The sequence below is a fragment of the Pseudomonas sp. HN8-3 genome (genome assembly GCF_020790195.1).
In the GTDB taxonomy this organism is placed as follows: Bacteria; Pseudomonadota; Gammaproteobacteria; order Pseudomonadales; family Pseudomonadaceae; genus Aquipseudomonas; species Aquipseudomonas synxantha_A.
This window is the reverse complement of the sequence record NZ_CP086206.1, coordinates 4,181,187-4,200,522: the sequence shown is the minus strand read 5'-3', so window position 1 is coordinate 4,200,522 and position 19,336 is coordinate 4,181,187. Positions and strand designations below refer to the sequence as shown.

Genomic DNA, 19,336 nt, shown 5'->3' with positions numbered 1-19,336 from the left:
ATGAAGTACTCGATGGCGGGACTGTTGCTGGCGCTGCCATTGAGCGCCTGGGCGGTGGAGCCGGTCGCGCAAGCGGCTGCGGCACCGGTGGTCGGCAGCGTCGGCGGGCAATTGACGCAGCTGGTGCTGGGCCTGTTGCTGGTGATCGGCTTGATCTTTGTGCTGGCCTGGCTGATGCGCCGCGTACAGCGCATCGGCCCGGGCAATGGCCAGGTGATCGAGCTGGTCGGTTCGCGCACCCTCGGCCCGCGTGATCGGCTGGTGCTGGTGCAAGTCGGCGAGGAGCAGATCCTGCTTGGCATCACCCCCGGACGCATCACCCCGCTGCATGTACTCAAGACTCCGGTGGACGCGGCCAAGACCGAGACCGCCACGCCAGAATTCGCCCAGCGCCTGATGGAGTTGCTGGGCAAGGATCAGAAGGATAAGAAGTAATGCGCGTTTTGCTGACGCTCATGCTGTTGCTGGCCGCGCCGCTGGCCCTGGGCGCCGACCCGTTGTCGATCCCGGCGATCACCCTGGGCACCAACGCGGCCGGCGCGCAGGAATATTCGGTCAGTTTGCAGATCCTGCTGATCATGACCGCGCTGAGTTTTATCCCGGCCTTCGTGATGTTGATGACCAGCTTTACGCGGATCATCATCGTGTTCTCGATCCTGCGCCAGGCCCTGGGCCTGCAACAGACGCCGTCGAACCAGATCCTCACCGGCATGGCCTTGTTCCTGACGCTGTTCATCATGGCGCCGGTGTTCGACAAGGTGAACCAGCAAGCCCTGCAACCCTACCTCGCGGAAAAGCTCAACGCCCAGGACGCCATCGACAAAGCCCAGGGCCCGATCAAGGACTTCATGTTGTCGCAAACCCGCTCCAGCGACCTTGAACTGTTCATGCGCCTGTCCAAGCGTACCGACATCGCCACTCCGGACCAGGCACCGTTGACCATTCTGGTGCCGGCGTTCGTCACCTCCGAATTGAAGACCGCGTTCCAGATCGGCTTCATGATCTTTATCCCGTTTTTGATCATCGACCTGGTGGTGGCGAGCGTGCTGATGGCCATGGGTATGATGATGCTGTCGCCGTTGATCATCTCGTTGCCGTTCAAGATCATGCTGTTTGTGCTGGTGGACGGTTGGGCGCTGATTATTGGCACCCTGGCCGGCAGTTTCGGAGGGATATAGGGCCATGACCCCAGAAGTCGCCGTCGACCTGTTCCGAGAAGCGCTGTGGCTGACCACCCTGATGGTCGCCGTGCTGGTGGTGCCGAGCCTGTTGGTCGGCCTGCTGGTGGCGATGTTCCAGGCGGCCACCCAGATCAACGAACAAACCCTGAGCTTCCTGCCGCGTCTGCTGGTGATGCTGGTGACCCTGATCGTCGCCGGCCCTTGGCTGGTGCAAACCTTCATGGAATACATCCTGCAGTTGTACGGCAGTATTCCGCAGTTGATCGGCTGAGCCGATGCAGTCCTTGCTGGCGTTGACCGACACTCAGATCAGCACCTGGGTGGCCTCGTTTATCCTGCCGTTGTTCCGCGTCACGGCGATGTTGATGGCCATGCCGGTGTTCGGCACCACCCTGGTTCCGCGTCGCGTGCGTTTGTACTTTGCCGTGGCGATCACCGTGGTGATTGTGCCGGGCCTGCCACCGATGCCGCCGGTCAACGCGCTGGACCTCAGCGCCTTGCTGTTGATCGCCGAACAGATCCTGATCGGCGCCATGCTCGGGTTTTCCCTGACCCTGTTTTTCCAGGCTTTCGTGGTGGCCGGGCAAATCATCTCGATCCAGATGGGCATGGGCTTCGCGTCCATGGTCGACCCCACCAACGGCGTGTCGGCGGCAGTGATCGGGCAATTTCTGACCATGCTGGTGACCTTGCTGTTCTTGGCCATGAACGGACACCTGGTGGCGTTCGAGGTGCTGACCGAGAGTTTCACCACCTTGCCGGTGGGCGCAGGCTTGGTGGTCAACCACTTCTGGGAACTGGTGGGGCGCCTCGGTTGGGTACTCGGCGCGGCGCTGTTGCTGGTGTTACCGGCGATCACGGCGCTGCTGGTGGTCAATATCGCGTTTGGGGTGATGACCCGTGCGGCGCCGCAACTGAACATCTTCTCGATTGGTTTCCCCCTGACCCTGGTGTTGGGCATGGGGATTTTCTGGGTCGGCCTGGCCGACATTCTCAATCAGTATCAACCGCTGGCTACCGACGCCTTGCAGTTCTTACGTGATCTGGCACGGGCGCGCTGAGCCATGGCCGAGAGCGAGAGTGGTCAGGACAAAACAGAAGACCCCACGGAGAAACGTAAAAAGGACTCCAGGGAAAAGGGCGAAATCGCGCGCTCCAAAGAGCTCAACACCTTTGCCACCATGATCGCCGGTGCCGGTGCCTTGCTGATCTACGGCGGGGGCCTGGCGCTGGACTTGCTGGAGATGATGAAACACAACTTCAGCTTGCCTCGCGAAGTGTTGCTCAACCCCGACGCCATGGGCCAGTACCTGCTGCACTCAGGCAAAATCGCCCTATTGGCGGTGCAGCCGATCTTGATCACCTTGCTGCTCGCCGCGCTGATCGGCCCCGTTGCCCTCGGCGGCTGGTTGTTCGCTGCGGGCAGCATGGCGCCCAAGTTCAGCCGCATGAACCCGGGCGCGGGGCTCAAGCGCATGTTCTCCGCCAAGGCCTTGATTGAATTGCTCAAGGCCCTGGCCAAGTTTTTCCTGATTCTGTTCGTGGCGCTGGCGGTGTTGTCGTCTGACATCGACGATTTGCAGCGCATTGCCCATGAGCCACTGGAGTCGGCGATCATCCACAGTGTGCAGGTGGTGGGCTGGAGCGCCTTGTGGATGGCCCTCGGCCTGATCCTGATTGCCGCCGTGGATGCGCCGATCCAGCTGTGGGAAAGCCACAAGAAACTGCTGATGACCAAGCAGGAAGTGCGTGACGAACACAAGGATCAAGAAGGGCGCCCAGAGGTCAAGCAACGCATTCGCCAACTGCAGCGCGAAATGTCCCAGCGCAAGATGATGGCTTCGGTACCCGACGCCGACGTGATCATCACCAACCCGACCCACTACGCCGTGGCCCTCAAGTACGACCCGGAGAAGGGTGGCGCACCGATGCTGTTGGCCAAGGGCAGCGACTTCACCGCCCTGAAAATCCGCGAAATCGCCGTGGCCAACGACATTCTGCTGCTGGAATCGCCGGCGCTGGCGCGCTCGATTTTCTATTCCACCGACCTCGACCAGGAAATCCCCGCCGGGTTGTACCTGGCCGTTGCACAGGTACTGGCCTACGTTTACCAGATCCGCCAATACCGCGCCGGCAAGGGCAAGCGGCCTGATCCGCTCAAGGATTTGCCGATACCACCGGATTTGCGTCGCGACACCTGATTCTTCTCTGACCTGTCAACTTTGACAGTAGCCATTACGCCGCCTTCACTGTTTGATACAGCGATGAGGCGCGCAGCCATGCGCGGCTCGGGAGGCGGTGATGGATAGGGGCACGGTCAGGTGGTTCGATGCGGTCAAGGGCATTGGTTTTATTGCTCGGGATCGCGATGGCAATGCGGTTGCCGTCCAATCGACGAATGTCAAATGCGCCGAACCCCCGCAAGCGCCTGCCGAGCAGCGCAAACCCCGCAAACGCAAAAAGTCAGGGGATGCATGATCCGCAACATTGCCATGCCTACACTCACTGGAAGCCCGCGTCTACCTGTCAACTTTGACAGTAGCCAAAGGGCGTTGCCCGCTGTTTTATTACCCTCCATGCACTGCGCGTATGTAGTAAACGAGATGCAGGGAGAGCGGTTGTGAAGGTGGTTACGGGTACGGTCAGGTATTACGTCTGGCTCAGAGGCGATTGGTTGATCAAGCCCGATGGCGGGGGAGAGGATGTGTTTATCAATGGCAGAGACTGGCGTTGCACTGCGCTGTGGTTTGGCAAGCGCATGGAGTTCCAAATGGTCCATCGACCCGAGGGTATTTATGCGTTGCCCGTCAAACTGTGCAACCCAGGTGAACCGGGTCTCAAGTGAAGTGTAGGGAGAATGGTAATGGCAACTGGCACGGTGAAGTGGTTTAACGCGGAGAAGGGGTTTGGTTTTATTACCCAAGATGATGGAGGGTCCGATGTGTTTGCCCATTACTCGGCAATTGCGACGGCTGGGTACAAAAGCCTGGAGGAGAATCAAAAAGTAGAGTTTGACATCACGCAAGGTCCAAAAGGCCCACAGGCTGAGAATATACGGCCAGTTTAGAAACTGAATCACAGGTGGGAGCTGGCTTGCCTGCGATGGCTGACTCACAGCCAATATCCCAGTGGCTGACACACCGCAATCGCAGGCAAGCCAGCTCCCACCCTTGTCCGTATTATCCGCTGCTTGCTTTGCCCGCCATTGTGGCGCCAAGGTGCAGGCGATCAGCCAGTAATTGCGCCAGTTCGATCAACTGCGCAACACCAGTGGTGTACGGAGACTAGAGAGCCGGTTTCCTAGGGGCAACCCCAAATCCTTGTCAGAAATTTCCTCGATAGCCCCGGCTGTACACAGATCAAATGTGGGAGGGGGCTTGCTCCCGATAGCGGTGAATCAGCCAAACATCAGTGCCTGACACTCAGCAATCGGGAGCAAGCCCCCTCCCACATTTGGATTGATTTACACCCGGTGGCCCGGGGTGTTTGTGAGGTTCTCCGGGCCCAAAAGCAAAGTTGGAAGGCTTCTTGCAACCCCGCCTCCAAGTCGCCTCCCAGCGTCAAAACTTTGCTTCAAGGACACGAGGAATACCGGTGGTAGATCGCTCTCAAATGCTCAACACGGCCCGTGGCACCCTGACTGACCTGTCGCGGGGCAATCTGGGTGTGCCGTTGTTGTTGCTGGTGATGCTGGCAATGATGATGTTGCCGATGCCGCCGTTCCTGCTCGATGTGTTCTTCACCTTCAACATTGCCCTGTCTGTCGTCGTGCTGCTGGTCTGCGTGTACGCGCTGCGGCCGCTGGATTTCGCGGTATTCCCGACCATTCTGCTGGTGGCGACCCTGCTGCGCCTGGCGCTGAACGTGGCGTCCACGCGGGTGGTGATGCTTCACGGCCAGGACGGCCACGCTGCCGCCGGCAAGGTGATCCAGGCGTTCGGCGAGGTGGTGATCGGCGGCAACTACGTGGTCGGTATCGTCGTGTTCGCGATCCTGATGATCATTAACTTCGTGGTGGTGACCAAGGGCGCCGGGCGGATTTCCGAGGTGAGCGCGCGGTTTACCCTCGACGCTATGCCCGGTAAGCAGATGGCCATCGACGCCGACCTCAACGCCGGCCTGATCGACCAGAACCAGGCCAAGTCGCGCCGGGCGGAAGTCGCCCAGGAAGCCGAGTTCTACGGCTCCATGGACGGTGCCAGCAAATTTGTGCGCGGTGACGCCATCGCCGGCCTGCTGATTCTGTTTATCAACCTGATCGGCGGCATGGCCGTCGGTATCTTCCAGCACGGCATGACCTTCGGTGATGCGGGCAAGGTGTACGCCTTGCTGACCATCGGTGACGGTTTAGTGGCGCAATTGCCATCACTGTTGTTATCGACAGCTGCGGCCATCATGGTTACCCGCGCTTCGGGCTCCGAAGACATGGGCAAGCAGATCAGCCGCCAGATGTTCGCCTCGCCCAAGGCCCTGGCCGTGGCGGCGGGCATCATGGCGATCATGGGCATCGTGCCGGGTATGCCCCACTTCTCGTTCCTGAGCATGGCGGCCCTGGCCGGCGGCGCAGCTTACCTGTTCTGGAAAAAGCAGAACGCGGTCAAGGTCCAGGCCCAGCAAGAGATTGCCCGCCAGCAGGATCTGCTGCCATCCCCGGCCCGCGCCCAGGAAACCAAGGAGCTGGGCTGGGACGATGTGACCCCGATCGACATGATCGGCCTGGAGGTCGGCTACCGCCTGATCCCGCTGGTGGACCGCAACCAGGGCGGGCAATTGCTGGCGCGGATCAAGGGCGTGCGCAAGAAGCTGTCCCAGGACCTGGGCTTCTTGATGCCCACCGTGCATATCCGCGACAACCTCGACCTGGCCCCCAGTGCCTACCGCCTGACCCTGATGGGCGTGATCCTGGCCGAAGCCGAGATCTACCCGGATCGCGAGCTGGCGATCAACCCCGGGCAGGTGTTCGGCACGCTCAACGGCATTACCGCCAAAGATCCGGCTTTTGGCCTGGAAGCGGTGTGGATCGAAGTCAGCCAGCGCAGTCAGGCTCAATCGCTGGGTTACACCGTGGTGGATGCCAGCACCGTGGTTGCCACGCACCTCAACCAGATTCTCTACAAGCACTCCCACGAGCTGATCGGTCATGAGGAAGTCCAGCAATTGATGGGCTTGCTGGCCAAATCCTCACCGAAACTGGCCGAAGAGCTGGTGCCGGGTGTCCTGACACTGTCGCAGTTGCTCAAGGTGCTGCAAGCGCTGTTGGCCGAGCAGGTGCCGGTACGTGACATTCGCAGCATTGCCGAGGCCATCGCCAACAATGCCGCCAAGAGTCAAGATACTGCCGCTCTGGTGGCGGCGGTGCGCGTCGGATTGTCCCGTGCAATCGTGCAAAGCATTGTAGGCATTGAGTCCGAGCTGCCTGTGATCACCCTGGAACCCAGGTTGGAACAAATATTGCTCAATAGTATTCAGAAGGCAGGGCAAGGCCAGGAAGAGGGCGTTTTGCTGGAGCCGAGCATGGCTGAAAAGCTGCAGCGTTCGTTGATCGACGCCGCACAGCGCCAGGAAATGCAAGGCAACCCGGTGATCCTGCTGGTGGCCGGCCCGGTTCGGGCGATGTTGTCGCGGTTTGGACGCCTGGCTGTACCGAATTTGCACGTGTTGGCTTACCAGGAAATTCCTGACAATAAGCAAGTGACTATCGTCGCGACAGTTGGGCCCAATGGCTGAGGTAGTGGGTTATGCAAGTTAAGCGTTTTTTCGCCGCCGATATGCGTCAGGCCATGAAACTGGTCCGTGATGAGCTGGGCGCCGATGCCGCGATTATCGGTAACCGTCGGATTGCCGGCGGTGTCGAGCTGACGGCTGCCCTGGATTACACCCCCCAGGCGCTGGCCCCGCGCGTGCCGAACATGGAACTCGAAGACGAGCTGCGCAAGACCGCCTCGCGCATTGTATCGGCCCAGGCTGAACTGAGTATGCGTGGCGACAGCGATGCCAGCACCAATCGCCAATTGTTCGCCGGCCTGCCGTTGACCGCCGCCGAGCCGCTGGTAGAGCCGACATTTGTCGAACCGCCGCGTCCAGCCGCGCCCGCCCCGGCTGCTGCTGTCGACCAGCGTGTGTTCGATTCGATGCGCTTTGAACTCAATGGCCTGCGTGAACTGCTGGAAGTGCAGCTGGGCTCGTTGGCCTGGACGCAACTGCAAGGCAGCAAGCCCCAGCAAGCCAACCTGTGGCGCCGCCTGCAACGCATCGGCTTGTCCGGCCCTTTGTCCCGCGACCTGCTGGCCTTGACCGCCGAAGTCGAAGAGCCGCGTCAGGCCTGGCGCATGTTGCTGGCGCACTTGGCGCGCATGATCGCCACCCCGGAAATCGAACCCCTGGAAGAGGGCGGTGTGATTGCCATGGTCGGCCCCGCCGGCATGGGCAAGACCACCACCCTGGCCAAGCTGGCCGCACGCTACGTACTCAAGTACGGCGCACAGAATATCGCCCTGGTGAGCATGGACAGCTACCGCATCGGCGCTCAAGAGCAGCTCAAGACCCTGGGCCGCATCCTCAATGTGCCGGTGACGCACGTCGACCCGGGCCAGTCCCTGGCCAATGCCCTCGACCCGCTGCTGCGCAAGCGCGTGGTGCTGATCGATACCGCCGGCCTGCAAGCCAGCGACCCGGCGCTGCGCATGCAACTCGAAAGCCTGGCCGGGCGTGGCATCAAGTCGAAAAATTACCTGGTGCTTGCAACCACCAGCCAGAAACAGGTTCTTACCGCTGCGTACCATAGTTACAAACGCTGCGGTCTGGCCGGCTGCATCCTCACCAAGCTCGACGAAACCGCGAGTCTGGGCGAAGTGTTGAGCCTGGCCATCAGTCATGAATTACCGGTCGCCTACCTGACCGACGGGCCGCGGATCCCGGATGATCTGCATCTGCCGCGCCGTCATCAGTTGGTCAGCCGTGCCGTCAGTGTGCAAATGCAAGAAGAGCCTAGCGAGGAAGCGATGGCCGATATGTTCGCCGACCTTTACCACCACCCGGCAAAACGGGTCGGTTGAGGCAGGATGAACACCGTGAAATGTACCTACATCGATGGTCTGCAAGCGTTTCAAGCGGCCAAGCCATGTAGCCTGCGTCTAAGCAAGACAAGGTAAAGAAATAAAATGGGCAGCATGCATCCCGTACAGGTGATCGCGGTGACCGGCGGCAAAGGTGGCGTCGGCAAAACTAACGTGTCAGTGAATTTGTCCCTGGCCCTGGCAGAGCTTGGCCGTCGCGTCATGCTGCTGGATGCTGATTTGGGCTTGGCGAACGTGGACGTTCTGCTGGGGCTGACACCCAAACATACCCTTGCCGATGTGATCGAGGGCCGCTGTGAGCTGCGCGATGTGCTGCTCCAGGGGCCCGGTGGCATTCGTATCGTGCCGGCTGCCTCGGGCACCCAGAGCATGGTGCACCTGAGCCCCGCGCAACATGCCGGGCTGATTCAGGCCTTCAGTGATATCGGCGACAACCTCGACGTGCTGGTGATCGACACCGCCGCCGGGATCGGCGAATCGGTGGTCAGCTTTGTGCGCGCCGCGCAGGAGGTGCTGCTGGTGGTGTGCGACGAACCTACTTCCATCACCGACGCCTATGCGCTGATCAAACTGCTTAACCGTGACTACGGCATGAACCGCTTTCGCGTGCTGGCCAACATGGCCCAGAGCCCGCAGGAAGGGCGCAACCTGTTCGCCAAGTTGACCAAGGTCACGGATCGCTTCCTCGATGTGGCTTTACAATACGTCGGCGCAGTTCCCTATGACGAGTGTGTGCGCAAGGCCGTGCAAAAGCAGCGTGCGGTCTACGAAGCGTTCCCTCGTTCGAAATGCGCACTGGCGTTCAAGGCCATTGCCCAGAAGGTCGATACCTGGCCGTTGCCCGCCAATCCGCGTGGGCATCTGGAGTTTTTCGTCGAGCGTTTGGTGCATCAGACGAGTGCGGGACCGGTGCTATGACATCCAGCGGCTACAACCTTTACAAAAAGTCGGCACGTGACAGCCAGGGCGAATTGATCGAGCGCTATGCGCCTCTGGTCAAGCGCATTGCCTATCACCTGTTGGCGCGCCTGCCGGCCAGCGTGCAGGTCGAAGACTTGATCCAGGCCGGCATGATCGGCCTGCTTGAAGTGTCGACCAAATACGACGCGAGCAAGGGTGCGAGTTTCGAGACGTATGCGGGTATCCGTATTCGTGGCGCAATGCTCGACGAGGTGCGTAAAGGCGATTGGGCGCCGCGTTCGGTACACCGCAATACCCGCATGGTCAGTGATGCAATTCGTGCAATTGAAGCAAAAACCGGTCGTGACGCTAAAGATCATGAAGTTGCGGCCGAACTCCAATTGAGTCTCGACGATTACTACGGGATTTTGAACGATACCTTGGGCAGCCGCCTGTTCAGTTTCGACGACCTTTTACAGGACGGCGAACACGAAGGGCTGCACGAGGACGGCGCGAGTGCACATCTTGAACCGTCGCGCGATCTGGAAGATGAACGTTTCCAGAAAGCGTTGGCGGACGCGATTGCCAACTTGCCGGAGCGTGAGCGCCTGGTGCTGGCGCTGTACTACGACGAAGAGCTGAACCTCAAGGAAATCGGTGAGGTCCTGGGGGTCAGCGAGTCGCGTGTCAGCCAATTGCATAGCCAGTGCGCAGCCCGCTTGCGGGGGCGATTGGGAGAGTGGCGCGCGCGCTGACAGGCAGTGTGGGGACACTGCAGACGCTACCGCGAAACCGCAGGGTTTTGCGGGTGAGTACCGTGGTGCCCTGGGCAGTCCTTTTTGTGTAACGCCTGTTGATTGAAATGGCGCGTCCAGGTGCTGGGCGCGTTTAAGACTGCTTGGAGGTCGAATTGGACAAGAACATGAAAATCCTCATCGTTGATGACTTCTCAACGATGCGGCGGATCATTAAAAACCTGTTGCGTGACCTTGGGTTCACCAACACGGTCGAGGCGGATGACGGCATTACGGCGATTCCGATCCTCAACAGTGGCAGCATCGACTTTCTGGTAACCGACTGGAACATGCCGGGTATGACCGGTATCGACCTGCTGCGCCACGTGCGCGCCGATGAAAAGTTGCGCAGCCTGCCTGTGCTGATGGTGACCGCCGAAGCCAAGCGTGAACAGATCATCGAAGCCGCCCAAGCCGGGGTCAACGGTTACGTGGTCAAGCCATTCACGGCGCTGGCCTTGAAAGAGAAGATTGAAAAAATCTTCGAACGCATCGGTCATTGATGTCGCCACGGGGGAGCTATGGAGCATAACGAAACGTCACAGGGCGACTTTGAGTCGACCCTGAAAAAACATGCTCACCAGTTGGTCGACAGCCTGGAAAAAGGCCAGTTCGCCGATGCGGTGCAGTTGATCCATGAGCTTAACCAGACCCGTGACCGCGGCCTGTACCAGGAAGTGGGCAAGCTCACACGCGAGCTGCACAGTGCGATCGTCAATTTCCAGATTGACCCGCGCATGCCCCAGGCCGAAGAAATTTCCCAGATCACCGACGCCACTGAACGCCTGTCGTATGTGGTCAGGCTGACCGAGGCCGCTGCCAACCGCACCATGGACCTGGTGGAAAACGCCACGCCTCTGGTCAACGGCATGGCCAGCGAAGCCCAGGCCCTGAGCCTTGACTGGGGCCGCTTCATGCGCCGTGAAGTGGGCGCTGAGGAATTTCGTGAGTTGGCGCGTCGGGTCGACGGTTTCCTGTCGCGCAGCGAGCAAGAGAACCGCACGGTGGCCAGCAACCTCAACGACATCCTGCTGGCCCAGGATTACCAGGACCTCACCGGCCAGGTGATCAAGCGCGTGACCCAGTTGGTCACCGAAGTGGAAAGCAACTTGCTCAAATTGGTGCTGATGGCCGGCCAGGTCGACCGTTTTGCCGGCATCGAACACGACCGCGAAGCGATCCTCTCGGAAAAAGATCCACAAAAACATCTCGCCAAGGGTGAAGGTCCGCAGATTCATGCCGATAAACGTGAAGACGTTATGTCAGGTCAGGATGACGTAGATGACCTGTTATCCAGTTTAGGCTTCTAAGGAGCACACCCATGAGCTTCGGCGCCGATGAAGAAATCCTTCAGGATTTCCTTGTAGAGGCCGGCGAAATTCTAGAGCAACTGTCCGAGCAACTGGTCGAGCTGGAAAGCCGACCGGATGATGCGAACCTGCTCAATGCAATTTTTCGCGGTTTTCACACTGTAAAAGGGGGCGCCGGCTTCCTCCAGCTCCATGAACTGGTGGAGTGCTGCCACATCGCCGAGAACGTGTTCGACATCCTGCGCAAGGGTGAGCGTCACGTTGATTCGGAATTGATGGACGTGATTCTCGAAGCACTGGATGCGGTCAACGGCATGTTCAGCCAGGTGCGTGAACGTGCGCCGATCACGGCGGCTACCCCGGAACTGCTGGCCGCCCTGGCGCGCCTGGCTGAACCGGCTGCCGCTGCGCCGGTTGCGCAAGCGGCGCCTGAGCCGGTGGTAGAAGCCGAGCCGGACGTGACCGACAGCGAGTTCGAACAGCTGCTCGACTCGCTCAATGCGGTCAAGGCCGAAGCCGAAGGCCCGGCGGCGCCTGTCGCCACGCCGACCAGCGAAGACATTACCGACGCAGAATTCGAATCCTTGCTCGACCAGTTGCATGGCAAGGGCCAGTTCGCGGCCGATGCCGTGGCCCCTGTGGCGCCGCCGCAAGTGCCGGATGCCAATGCCAGCACCGACATTACCGACGATGAGTTCGAAGCACTGCTCGACCAACTGCATGGCAAAGGCACCTTTGTGGCCGAAGCCCTGCCGGAAGTCGCGGCCACGGCTGCCGCCCCGACCACCAAGGCCGGGCCTGCCGACGACGGGCTGATCTCCGATCACGAGTTCGAAGCCCTGTTGGACGAGCTGCACGGTAAAGGCAAGTTCACCGAAGTGGCCCCGGCTGCCGCCGCAGCGGTCGCCACTGCCGCACCGGCGGCTGCCAAAGCGCCTGCGCCAGTCGCCAAGCCAGCACCCGCGCCGGCACCTGCCCGTGCAGCGGCACCGGCCGCGGCGGAAAAACCCGCCAGTGAAGCCGAAACCACCGTGCGCGTCGATACCGCACGCCTGGACGACATCATGAACATGGTCGGCGAACTGGTGCTGGTGCGTAACCGCCTGGTGCGCCTGGGCCTGAACAGCGGCGACGAAGCCATGCAAAAGGCCGTGTCGAACCTCGATGTGGTCACCGCCGACTTGCAAACCGCCGTGATGAAAACGCGGATGCAGCCGATCAAGAAAGTCTTTGGCCGCTTCCCGCGCCTGGTCCGCGATCTGGCGCGCCAGCTCAAGAAAGAAATCAACCTGGAACTGGTGGGCGAAGAAACCGACCTGGATAAAAACCTGGTCGAGGCCCTCGCCGACCCGCTGGTCCACTTGGTGCGCAACGCGGTCGACCATGGGGTAGAAACCCCGGAAGAACGCGAAGCCGCCGGCAAGTCGCGTAACGGCAAGGTGATCCTGGCTGCAGAGCAAGAGGGCGACCACATCCTGCTGTCGATCACCGATGACGGCAAAGGCATGGACCCGACCATCTTGCGCAATATCGCGGTCAAGCGCGGCGTGATGGACAAGGACGCCGCCGACCGCCTGACCGACACCGAGTGCTACAACCTGATCTTCGCCCCGGGCTTCTCGACCAAGACCGAGATTTCCGACGTGTCCGGCCGTGGCGTCGGCATGGACGTGGTGAAAACCAAGATCAGCCAGCTCAACGGCTCGATCAACATCTACTCGACCAAGGGCCAGGGCTCCAAGATCGTCATCAAGGTGCCGTTGACCCTGGCGATCATGCCGACCCTGATGGTGATGCTGGGCAACCAGGCGTTCGCTTTCCCGCTGGTCAACGTTAACGAAATTTTCCACCTCGACCTGTCGCGCACCAACGTGGTGGACGGCCAGGAAGTGGTGATCGTGCGCGACAAGGCATTGCCATTGTTCTACCTCAAGCGTTGGCTGGTGGCGTCGGCCAAGCATGAAGAGCAGCGTGAAGGCCATGTGGTGATTCTGTCCGTGGGCACCCAGCGCATCGGCTTTGTGGTCGATCAACTGGTGGGCCAGGAAGAAGTGGTGATCAAGCCTTTGGGCAAGATGCTGCAGGGCACCCCGGGCATGTCGGGCGCGACCATTACCGGTGACGGTCGGATCGCGTTGATTCTCGATGTTCCAAGCATGCTCAAGCGTTACGCCGCACGGCGTATTTGATTCTGGTGGGGCAGGGCGGTCATGCCCGCCCCACCTAACGGAGTGTTTATGGCAGTCAAGGTCCTGGTGGTGGACGATTCGGGTTTCTTCCGCCGCCGCGTCTCGGAAATTCTTTCCGCCGATCCAACGATCCAGGTGGTCGGCACGGCCACCAACGGTAAAGAGGCGATCGATCAGGCCATCGCGTTGAAGCCGGACGTGATCACCATGGACTACGAGATGCCAATGATGGACGGCATTACCGCCGTGCGTCACATCATGCAGCGCTGCCCCACCCCGGTATTGATGTTCTCGTCGCTGACTCACGAAGGCGCACGGGTGACCCTCGACGCGCTGGATGCCGGCGCGGTGGACTTTCTGCCGAAGAATTTCGAAGACATCTCGCGCAACCCCGACAAGGTCAAGCAGATGCTGTGCGAGAAGGTGCACAGCATTTCCCGCAGTAACCGTCGTAGCCTGTTCAGTGCACCTGCGCCGGCACCTGCGCCTGCGCCAGTAGCGGCTGCACCAACCTCATCGTTTGCACGCCCGGCCCCTGCGCCGGTGGCTCGGCCTGCGGTGGCGCCGGTACGTGCCGCCGCTGCACCGAGTGCCCATTCGCCAGCGCCCAAGCGCAAGGCTTACAAGCTGGTTGCCATTGGTACCTCCACCGGTGGCCCGGTGGCCTTGCAGCGGGTGTTGACCCAGCTGCCGGCCAACTTCCCGGCGCCGATTGTGCTGGTGCAGCACATGCCCGCGGCGTTCACCAAGGCGTTCGCCGAGCGCCTGGACAAGCTGTGCCGAATCACCGTCAAGGAAGCCGAGGATGGCGACATCCTGCGTCCTGGCCTGGCGCTGCTGGCGCCGGGTGGCAAGCAGATGATGGTGGACGGCCGTGGTGCGATCAAAATCCTGCCGGGCGACGAGCGCTTGAACTACAAGCCGTGTGTGGATATCACCTTCGGTTCGGCGGCCAAGTCCTACGGTGACAAAGTTCTGGCGGTGGTGCTCACCGGCATGGGCGCCGATGGCCGTGAAGGCGCACGCCTGCTCAAGCAAGGTGGCAGCGCCATCTGGGCCCAGGACGAAGCCAGCTGTGTGATCTATGGCATGCCCATGGCCATCGTCAAGGCTGACCTGGCTGACGCGGTCTACAGCCTGGACGACATCGGCAAGCATCTGGTGGAGGCCTGCCTCTGATGGATGTCTTGAGCCTGATCGGGATCACCATGGCGTTTGTCGCCATCATCGGCGGCAACTACCTCGAAGGCGGCCACCTCGGCGCCCTGGCCAATGGCCCGGCAGCGCTGATCGTGATTGGTGGCACCGTGGGCGCGGCGCTGTTGCAGTCGCCGCTGAGCTCGTTCAAGCGGGCCATGCAGATCCTGGTGTGGATCATTTTCCCGCCACGAGTCGACCTGCCCGGCGGCATCGACCGCGTGGTCAACTGGAGCCTCACTGCCCGCAAGGAAGGTTTGCTGGGCCTGGAAGGCGTGGCCGATGCCGAGCCCGACAGCTACGCACGCAAGGGCCTGCAATTGCTGGTGGACGGCGCTGAGCCGGAAGCGATCCGCAGCATCCTGGAGGTGGATTTCTACACCCAGGAAAGCCGTGACATCAATGCGGCCAAAGTCTTTGAAAGCATGGGCGGCTACGCGCCGACCATCGGCATCATCGGCGCGGTGATGGGCCTGATCCACGTGATGGGTAACCTGGCTGATCCTTCGCAACTGGGCAGCGGTATTGCCGTGGCGTTTGTGGCGACCATCTACGGCGTGGCCAGTGCCAACCTGGTGCTGTTGCCGGTGGCCAGCAAGCTCAAGTCAATTGCCATGCGCCAGTCGCGTTATCGCGAAATGCTGCTCGAAGGCATCCTCTCGATTGCCGAGGGCGAGAACCCGCGCTCCATCGAATTGAAGCTCCAGGGCTTCATGGATTGATGGGGAGGAACCGCCTGTGAGCCGTCGCCGTCGCGAGCCTGAAGAACATGTCAACCACGAGCGCTGGCTGGTGTCCTACGCGGACTTCATCACCTTGTTGTTTGCGTTTTTCGTGGTGATGTATTCGATTTCGTCGGTCAACGAAGGCAAGTACAAGATCATTTCCCAGGCGCTGGTGGGCGTGTTCAACGATACCGAGCGTGCGCTCAAGCCGATTCCCATCGGTGACGAGCGGCCCAAGACCGTCACCCCGGCCAAGCCGCTGGTTAACGACAGCGATGAGATCGCTGCCGGTGTCGGCGGCACCAGTGACCCGCTCAAAAGCATCGCCGATGACATCAGTGCCGCCTTTGGTGACCTGATCAGTTCCAATCAGATGACCGTACGCGGCAACGAGTTGTGGGTGGAGATCGAACTCAACTCCAGCCTGTTGTTTGCCAGTGCCGATGCGTTGCCCAGTGACCAGGCGTTCACCATCATCGACAAGGTGGCGGCGATCCTTAAACCGTTTGAAAACCCGATCCATGTGGAAGGCTTCACCGACAATTTTCCCATCAGCACCGCGCAGTACCCGACCAACTGGGAACTGTCATCGGCCCGTGCATCGAGCATCGTGCGCATGTTGGCCATGCAGGGTGTGAACCCTCAGCGACTGGCGTCGGTGGGCTATGGTGAATTCCAGCCGGTGGCCAATAACGCCACGGTGGAAGGGCGGGCACGCAACCGCCGGGTGGTGCTGGTGGTGTCGCGCAACCTGGATGTACGTCGCAGCCTGACCGGCACCGGCACGGCCAATGCAACACCGGATGCGGCGTTGAAGCGCGCTGGCACACAAACTGCACCGGCCCCTGTAAAGTCGCCGGTTCGGGCAAGCGCCGTCAATTCTCCGTCACCGGCTCAATAACCTTATGCCATGTCTCGGTCGCGCCTGTGCCCACCGGGAGGAACCAACCGAATGAGAGTCTGGGCAGTTGCCAATCAAAAGGGTGGAGTCGGCAAGACCACCACCTCCATCGCCTTAGCCGGCTTGCTGGCCGAAGCGGGCAAGCGTGTGGTCGTGGTCGACCTCGACCCCCACGGTTCCATGACCAGCTATTTCGGTTACGACCCGGATGCGCTGGAACACAGCTGCTATGACCTGTTCCTGCACAAGGGCAGCGTGCCGGCGGATTTGCCCGGGCAATTGCTGCTGCCCACCAGCAACGAGAGCATTTCGCTGTTGCCGTCGAGCACCGCGCTGGCCACCCTTGAGCGCCAGTCGCCGGGGCAGAGCGGCCTGGGCCTGGTGATCGCCAAGACCCTGGCGCAGCTGTGGCAGGATTTCGACTACGCGATCATCGACAGCCCGCCGTTGCTGGGCGTGCTGATGGTCAACGCCCTGGCGGCCAGCCAACAATTGGTGATCCCGGTACAAACCGAGCACCTGGCGGTCAAGGGCCTGGAACGCATGGTCAGCACCCTGGCGATGATCAACCGTTCGCGCAAACAGGCGCTGCCGTTCAGCATCGTGCCGACGTTGTTCGACCGCCGTACCCAGGCATCCCTCAGCACTTTGCGTGTATTGCGCGATGCCTATCCGGACACCATCTGGAACGGCTACATCCCCGTGGATACGCGCCTGCGTGATGCCAGCCGTGCGGGGCTCACGCCGTCGCAGTTCGATGGCAAGAGCCGTGGTGTGCTGGCCTACCGTGCGTTGCTCAAGCATCTGCTGTCGCAGCAGCTTGTGGCGCAGGTGGCGTGATGAACCGTCCTGTTGAATACAAGACCCGGCCGCAGCTGGCGCTGGAATCCTACCTGGACGCGCTGCTGCAGGATGCGACTGACGAAGCGCTGCCGGAACCGATTCTGGTACTTGAGCCTGCTGTCGAGCCTGACACTACGCTGGACGATTTCCAGCAGGCCGTCATGGAAGAGCAGGCGCGCGATGCGCAGGTGGTGGAGGCTCCAGTCGTGGTGCCGATCACCCCTGCGGTGGTGGCGCCGATGGTGGTCGAACCGGTGGTGGACGTGCACCTGCCGCCGAGTATCACGCCACCGCCGGTAACCGGTGACGGCCGCCCGGCGTGGGCGGCCGAGCCGTTCGAGTGCCTGCTGTTCGACGTCGCCGGCTTGACCCTGGCAGTGCCGCTGGTGTGCCTGGGCTCGATCTATTCTTTGGAAGGCCAGGAGCTGACACCGCTGTTTGGTCAGCCGGAGTGGTTTCTCGGCATCCTGCCCAGCCAGGCCGGCAACCTCAAGGTGCTGGACACCGCGCGCTGGGTGATGCCCGACCGCTACCGCGACGATTTCCGCCAGGGCCTGCAATACGTGATTTCGGTGCAGGGCTACGAATGGGGGCTGGCGGTGCATCAAGTCAGCCGCTCGTTGCGCCTGGACCCCAATGAAATCAAATGGCGCAGCCACCGCGGCCAGCGCCCCTGGCTGGCGGGCACCGTGATTGAGCACATGTGCGCATTGCTGGATGTCGCTGAACTGGCCGAGTTGATTGCCAGCGGTGCGGTCAAGGCGATGCCACAGAACAAACGTAGTTGATTGAACAATAAGGGCCGTGCGGTTGCGCGGCGCAATAGCATACACGCCGTCGATAGCGGCATTTGAAGGGGTTACACGAATGAACAAGTCAGCGTCCGCACAAGGTTTGGATGATCCGATCCTGCAATGGGTTACCTTCAAACTCGACAACGAGACCTACGGCATCAACGTGATGCGCGTGCAGGAAGTGCTGCGCTACACCGAGATCGCTCCGGTACCGGGTGCACCGAGCTATGTGCTGGGCATCATCAATCTGCGTGGCAATGTGGTGACAGTCATCGACACCCGCCAGCGTTTTGGCCTGGACACGGTTGAAGTCAGCGACAACACCCGTATTGTGATCATCGAAGCCGACAAGCAAGTGGTCGGGATCATGGTCGACAGCGTGGCCGAAGTGGTTTACCTGCGCCAATCGGAAGTGGAAACCGCACCGAATGTCGGTAACGAAGAATCGGCCAAGTTCATCCAGGGCGTGTGCAACAAGAACAACGAACTGCTGATCCTGGTTGAGCTGGACAAGATGATGAGCGAAGAAGAGTGGTCGGAACTGGAGAGCATCTGATTGTTCCTTGAGGCAGCGGTGATTGTCCTGGCCCTGTTGTGGGCCGGGACCTTGGCGTTTGTACTGCGCTATATGCGTCAGCAACGGGAATTGGCCTTGCAACAGGCCGAACGCGATGCCGTGCGTGATCGGCGCATTCTGGAGCTGGTCAAGCGCGTGGATCATTACCAGCAGAGTGCGGTGCGGGTCGGCGATGAAGTGCATGAACTGCGCGCGATTCTCGGGCCTTTGCCGGATAAGTTGGTGCAATTGGAACAGCGCGACCCTTCGAACCTGTCCTTTGCCCAGGCGGCCAAGCTGGTGGGGATGGGGGCGACGGTGGACGAACTGACCCAGTCGTGCGGCTTGACCCAGGCCGAGGCGCAGTTGATGAGCAAATTGCACAAGAGCTGATTCGGCTGCGCTTGCTGGGTTCATGTGGGAGGGGCTTGCCCTCGATAGCGGCCTGGCAACCGACGCTTCTCTGCCTGACACCCTGCGACCAAACTGTGGGAGCTGGCTTGCCTGCGATGGCGGCCTGATAGCCGACATTTATCTACCTGACACCCCTCAGTCCAAATGTGGGAGCTGGCTTGCCTGCGATGACGGCCTTACAGCTGACACAGTTATACCGAGTACATATCCATTCCTGCGGTAACGGCCACTTAGGGTTCCGCTTTTACAGCGGGTCACTTTTGGAAAAGAGCCCGGAATGCCGGCCCAGCCAAATTCCAGCCAGCGTGGTTTAACGGGGCGCCTAAGATCAAAAGCAGATCAAGATCAAGGGCGTCTCGCTTCGCATCGTGGTTACCTTTGGGCGGCAGATTGGACATCTCTGTCGATTGAGCCGCCGCCATCGCAGGCAAGCCAGCTCCCACAGTTTGATCTGCG

At 60.8% G+C, this 19,336-nt stretch carries 21 protein-coding genes; all 21 read left to right on the top strand.

The window, feature by feature from the left end:
• The 21 genes from fliO (at position 1) to LJX92_RS18470 (ending at position 18,859) form a co-directional block, all read left to right on the top strand.
• A complete protein-coding gene (gene fliO / locus LJX92_RS18575; protein ID WP_228308793.1) occupies positions 1-435 on the top strand; it encodes a flagellar biosynthetic protein FliO in 435 nt (144 codons plus the stop codon).
• Positions 435-1,178, top strand: a complete 744-nt coding sequence (fliP, locus tag LJX92_RS18570; protein WP_103733688.1) for a flagellar type III secretion system pore protein FliP — start codon at positions 435-437, stop codon at positions 1,176-1,178. Before fliO ends, fliP begins: the two co-directional genes overlap by 1 nt.
• Positions 1,179-1,182: 4 nt before the next feature.
• Positions 1,183-1,452 (top strand): flagellar biosynthesis protein FliQ, encoded by a 270-nt coding sequence (fliQ, locus tag LJX92_RS18565; protein WP_003192936.1) that lies wholly within the window; start codon positions 1,183-1,185, stop codon positions 1,450-1,452.
• A 4-nt stretch (positions 1,453-1,456) separates the two neighbouring features.
• Positions 1,457-2,242, top strand: a complete 786-nt coding sequence (gene fliR, locus LJX92_RS18560) for a flagellar biosynthetic protein FliR (RefSeq protein WP_005790062.1) — start codon at positions 1,457-1,459, stop codon at positions 2,240-2,242.
• A gap of 3 nt (positions 2,243-2,245) precedes the next feature.
• On the top strand, positions 2,246-3,382 hold the full coding sequence (gene flhB, locus LJX92_RS18555) for a flagellar biosynthesis protein FlhB (RefSeq protein WP_228308792.1): 1,137 nt from the start codon (positions 2,246-2,248) through the stop codon (positions 3,380-3,382).
• A gap of 419 nt (positions 3,383-3,801) precedes the next feature.
• Positions 3,802-4,026, top strand: a complete 225-nt coding sequence (locus LJX92_RS18545) for a hypothetical protein (RefSeq protein WP_032880067.1) — start codon at positions 3,802-3,804, stop codon at positions 4,024-4,026.
• A gap of 18 nt (positions 4,027-4,044) precedes the next feature.
• A complete protein-coding gene (locus tag LJX92_RS18540; RefSeq protein ID WP_103733689.1) occupies positions 4,045-4,248 on the top strand; it encodes a cold-shock protein in 204 nt (67 codons plus the stop codon).
• Between the two features lie 545 nt (positions 4,249-4,793).
• Entirely contained in the window at positions 4,794-6,908 is a 2,115-nt protein-coding gene (gene flhA / locus LJX92_RS18535; protein WP_032880069.1) for a flagellar biosynthesis protein FlhA, read from the top strand.
• 11 nt (positions 6,909-6,919) lie between these two features.
• Complete coding sequence (gene flhF, locus LJX92_RS18530) at positions 6,920-8,236, top strand: flagellar biosynthesis protein FlhF (protein WP_005790047.1); 1,317 nt, start codon at positions 6,920-6,922, stop codon at positions 8,234-8,236.
• 105 nt (positions 8,237-8,341) lie between these two features.
• The gene (gene fleN, locus LJX92_RS18525; protein WP_003192912.1) at positions 8,342-9,175 is read left to right on the top strand and encodes a flagellar synthesis regulator FleN; all 834 of its coding nucleotides are present in this window, start codon (positions 8,342-8,344) and stop codon (positions 9,173-9,175) included.
• A complete protein-coding gene (gene fliA / locus LJX92_RS18520; RefSeq protein ID WP_005790042.1) occupies positions 9,172-9,912 on the top strand; it encodes an RNA polymerase sigma factor FliA in 741 nt (246 codons plus the stop codon). The genes fleN and fliA overlap by 4 nt, the downstream gene beginning before the upstream one ends.
• 167 nt (positions 9,913-10,079) lie before the next feature.
• On the top strand, positions 10,080-10,454 hold the full coding sequence (locus tag LJX92_RS18515) for a chemotaxis response regulator CheY (protein WP_005790040.1): 375 nt from the start codon (positions 10,080-10,082) through the stop codon (positions 10,452-10,454).
• Positions 10,455-10,472: 18 nt separating this feature from the next.
• Complete coding sequence (locus tag LJX92_RS18510) at positions 10,473-11,261, top strand: protein phosphatase CheZ (RefSeq protein ID WP_032880071.1); 789 nt, start codon at positions 10,473-10,475, stop codon at positions 11,259-11,261.
• An 11-nt stretch (positions 11,262-11,272) separates the two neighbouring features.
• Entirely contained in the window at positions 11,273-13,450 is a 2,178-nt protein-coding gene (locus LJX92_RS18505; RefSeq protein ID WP_216091905.1) for a chemotaxis protein CheA, read from the top strand.
• Between the two features lie 48 nt (positions 13,451-13,498).
• On the top strand, positions 13,499-14,629 hold the full coding sequence (locus LJX92_RS18500) for a protein-glutamate methylesterase/protein-glutamine glutaminase (RefSeq protein ID WP_228308791.1): 1,131 nt from the start codon (positions 13,499-13,501) through the stop codon (positions 14,627-14,629).
• Positions 14,629-15,369 carry a flagellar motor protein gene (locus tag LJX92_RS18495; RefSeq protein ID WP_005790033.1) on the top strand — a complete coding sequence of 247 codons (741 nt, stop codon included), beginning with the start codon at positions 14,629-14,631 and terminating at the stop codon, positions 15,367-15,369. Before LJX92_RS18500 ends, LJX92_RS18495 begins: the two co-directional genes overlap by 1 nt.
• A gap of 16 nt (positions 15,370-15,385) precedes the next feature.
• Positions 15,386-16,273, top strand: coding sequence for a flagellar motor protein MotD (gene motD / locus LJX92_RS18490; protein ID WP_032880074.1), 888 nt, complete (start codon positions 15,386-15,388; stop codon positions 16,271-16,273).
• A gap of 51 nt (positions 16,274-16,324) precedes the next feature.
• Positions 16,325-17,113 (top strand): ParA family protein, encoded by a 789-nt coding sequence (locus LJX92_RS18485; protein WP_005790028.1) that lies wholly within the window; start codon positions 16,325-16,327, stop codon positions 17,111-17,113.
• Complete coding sequence (locus tag LJX92_RS18480; protein WP_032880075.1) at positions 17,113-17,904, top strand: CheW domain-containing protein; 792 nt, start codon at positions 17,113-17,115, stop codon at positions 17,902-17,904. The genes LJX92_RS18485 and LJX92_RS18480 overlap by 1 nt, the downstream gene beginning before the upstream one ends.
• A 79-nt stretch (positions 17,905-17,983) precedes the next feature.
• A complete protein-coding gene (locus LJX92_RS18475; RefSeq protein ID WP_005790025.1) occupies positions 17,984-18,466 on the top strand; it encodes a chemotaxis protein CheW in 483 nt (160 codons plus the stop codon).
• Positions 18,467-18,859, top strand: a complete 393-nt coding sequence (locus LJX92_RS18470; protein ID WP_005790023.1) for a DUF2802 domain-containing protein — start codon at positions 18,467-18,469, stop codon at positions 18,857-18,859.
• Positions 18,860-19,336: the final 477 nt, after the last annotated feature.